We start from the raw sequence: 2,342 nt of genomic DNA, 5'->3' as shown, positions 1-2,342 counted from the left end.
GGACAGACCACCTCGCCGACCCCCCACCCGCACTCGACCTCCCCACCGACCGGCCGCGCCCCCACACCCCCACCCACCGCGGCCGCACCCACCACCACACCCTCCCCGCCACCCTGGCCACCGGGCTCACCACCCTCGCCCACACCACCGGCACCACCCTCTACATGACCCTCCACACCGCCCTGGCCGTCCTGCTCTCCCGCCTCACCGGCCAGCACGACCTCATCATCGGCACCCCCATCGCCAACCGCACCCACCCCCACCTCGAACCCCTCATCGGCTTCTTCGCCAACACCCTCCCCATCCGCACCACCATCACCGGCAACCCCACCTACCGCACCCTCCTCGCCCGCACCCGAACCACCGCCCTGGCCGCCTACCAGCACCAGAACCTCCCCTACGAACACCTCGTCGAACACCTCCACCTCGACCGCGACCTCACCCGCAACCCCCTCTTCCAGACCATGCTCACCCTCAACACGGCCCTGCCGACGTTCACGGCCGACGGAGTGGACGTCGCCGTGCGGGTGCTCAGCACGGATTCCGCCAAATTCGATCTCACGGTCACGGTCACCCCCGGCGACTACGGCACCCTGCACACCGAATGGGAGTACGCCACCGACCTGTTCGACCACGCCACGATCGCCCGCGTCGCCGGCCACTACCAGACCCTCCTGCACCACCTCGTGCTCGACCCCGACCGGCCCGTCACCGTCCTCCCCCTGCTCACCCCCCGCCAACGCCGGCACAACCTCCACGCCCACAACCCACCCGGTACGGCACCCGTACGGCGGGCGGGCGACCCGGCCACCGCACCAAGCACCGTCGCGGAGGGCGGGCACCGGTACACCGACGAGGCCGGGAATCCGGCGGTCTTCGCCCACGAGCTGATCGCGGCGCACGCCCGTACCCGCCCCGACGACATCGCCATCGTCGACGACACCGGGCAGCACCTCACCTACGGGCAGCTCGACACCCGGGCCGGCCACCTGGCCGCGCACCTCACCGCACACGGCGCCGCCCCCGACACCCTCATCGGCCTGCACACCGGACGCGGACCCCACACCCTCCTCGCCATCCTGGCCGTCCTCAAAACCGGCGCCGCCTACCTCCCCCTGGACCCCACCTACCCCGACCACCGCCTCACCCAGATCATCGACGGCTCCAACCCCCTCCTCATCCTCACCCAACGGGATCACGCACTTCCGTCAGTCCTCATCCCCACCCACGACATCACCGCGCTTCTCACCACACCCCCGCCCCCGGCTCCGGCCACGCCCCGGCCCCCGCTCCACCCCGAGCACCTGGCCTACGTCATCCACACCTCCGGCAGCACCGGCACCCCCAAAGGCGTCGCCGTCACCCACGCCAATCTGAGCGCCTCGACCGCGGCGCGCGGCCTGGTCTACAACCGGCCGCTCAGGGGGTTCGTGCTGCTGTCGTCGATCTCGTTCGACACCTCGGTGGCGTCGGTCTTCTGGAGTCTGTGCAACGGAGCGGTCCTGCACCTCCCCGCGGCGGGCCGGGAACTGGACCTCGACTTCCTGGCCGCCCGGGTCGCCCGGGACGACGTCAGCCATCTGGTCTGCCTGCCCTCGCTGTACGAGCTGCTGCTTGAGCGTCTCGCCGGGGAGGACGTCCGGCTGGAGACCGTGGTGGTGGCGGGTGAGCCGCTCCGGCCGAGCCTGGTGGAGCGCCACCACGAGCTGTTCCCGGACGTGCTCCTCTACAACGAGTACGGCCCCACCGAGGCGACGGTCTGGAGCACGGTCGCACGCTGCGAGCCGGGTGATCCGCTGGGGCGCGCGCCGATCGGCCTGCCGTGCCCGGGCACCCACGCCCACATCCTCGACCCCCACGGCGAACCCACCCCCACCGGAACCACCGGACACCTCTACCTCACCGGAACCGGACTCGCCCGCGGCTACCTCCACCAACCCGCCCTCACCGCCGAACGCTTCACCCCCAACCCCCACGGACCACCCGGAACCCGCATCTACCACACCGGAGACCTCGCCCGGCACCGACCCGACCACACCATCGACTACCAAGGCCGCACCGACCACCAGGTCAAAATCCGCGGCTACCGCATCGAAACCACCGACATCGACGCCACCCTCACCCGACACCCCGCCGTCCGCACCAGCCACACCACCGTCCACACCCACGACAACACCACCCACCTCACCACCTACCTCACCCTCACCACCCCGGCCGACACCGACCCGGCCGACACCGAAACCCACACCGCACCCGCACCCGCACCCGCGGGCATCCTGCAAGACTTGCGCGCCCACCTGCGCACCCACCTCCCCACCTGGATGCACCCCACCCACCTGGTC

Annotated in this window: 1 protein-coding gene; it reads left to right on the top strand. The window is 71.2% G+C overall.

Going from position 1 to position 2,342, the window contains the following annotated elements; genetic code table 11:
* Positions 1 to 2,342 (top strand): non-ribosomal peptide synthetase (locus tag RUR_RS09210; protein WP_283134525.1); only part of this gene is annotated, 2,342 nt, incomplete at both ends.

The sequence above is a fragment of the Rhizohabitans arisaemae genome, from assembly GCF_025996515.1.
Taxonomy (GTDB): Bacteria; Actinomycetota; Actinomycetes; order Streptosporangiales; family Streptosporangiaceae; genus Rhizohabitans; species Rhizohabitans arisaemae.
The sequence above is the reverse complement of the archived record's forward strand: the minus strand, read 5'-3'. Positions and strand labels throughout refer to the sequence as shown.